Annotated in this window: 1 protein-coding gene; it reads left to right on the forward strand. The window is 74.5% G+C overall.

Annotation, left to right across the window (positions count from 1 at the left end):
- Positions 1-155 precede the first annotated feature (155 nt).
- On the forward strand, positions 156-929 hold the full coding sequence (locus tag IH44_RS0139965; protein ID WP_030464763.1) for a maleylpyruvate isomerase family mycothiol-dependent enzyme: 774 nt from the start codon (positions 156-158) through the stop codon (positions 927-929).
- Positions 930-966: the final 37 nt, after the last annotated feature.

A 966-nucleotide genomic window follows, 5' to 3' on the forward strand; every position in this document is an offset into this window, starting at 1 on the left:
GCGCAGCACCTGGGCCAGGGCCAGCGCTTCTGGTCCGCGGTCGTGGCCGCGGGCGCCTCCGACACGCCCCCCCCGCGTCCGACCGCGGCCGCCCCCACCCACCGCCTTGAACAAATCGTTTCCGTCCACCGAAACCTTGATGATAGACAGTCAAGGTGCCTATCGATCTTGACTTCCCGACCCTGCTGAGCCTGCTCGAAGACCGCTCCACGGCCTTCCGCGAGGCCCTGGCCGCCGCGCCCGACCTCGACGTCCAGGTCCCGACCTGCCTCGAGTGGACGCTGTACGACCTGGCGCAGCACCTGGGCCAGGGCCAGCGCTTCTGGTCCGCGATCGTGGCCGCGGGCGCCTCCGAGACGCCCCCGCCGCGTCCGACCGGGGCCGCCCCGACCGACCGGGAGGCCCTGATCGCCTGGTTCGCCGAGTCCAACGAGCAGCTCCTGGCGGCGCTGCGCGAGGCCGGCCCCGAGGCGCCCTGCTGGGGCTGGTGGGAGCTCGCCCAGTCCCCGCGGAACACCACCGGCGCGGTCCGCCGCCGCCTCAACGAGACGGCCGTCCACGCCTACGACGCCCAGCTCGCCGCCGGTGTCGCCGCCGAGGTGCCCCGCGAGGTGGCCCTCGACAGCGCCGAGGAGTTCCTCCTCACCTGCTGCTCCACCACCGTGGCCTGGCCGCACACCCCCGCCGTCCTCGCCTTCCAGGCCACCGACGGCCCCACCTGGCAGCTCACCCTCTCCGCGAACGGCGCCCACGCCACCCGCACCCCGACCACCCCCACCCCGGGCACCGCCACCCCGGACGGGACCATCCGCGGCACCGCCGCCGAACTGCTCGCCGTCTTCCACGGCCGCATCCCCATCGAGGCCCTCCACCTGGAAGGCAACGCCGAGCTCTTCCACCAGCTCTACGACTGGGACCCGGAAGCCTGAGCACCCCCGCCCCACCCCGCCCCACCCCCTCCCTGCC

The organism is Kitasatospora sp. NRRL B-11411, assembly GCF_000721345.1.
Classification (GTDB): Bacteria; Actinomycetota; Actinomycetes; order Streptomycetales; family Streptomycetaceae; genus Kitasatospora; species Kitasatospora cineracea.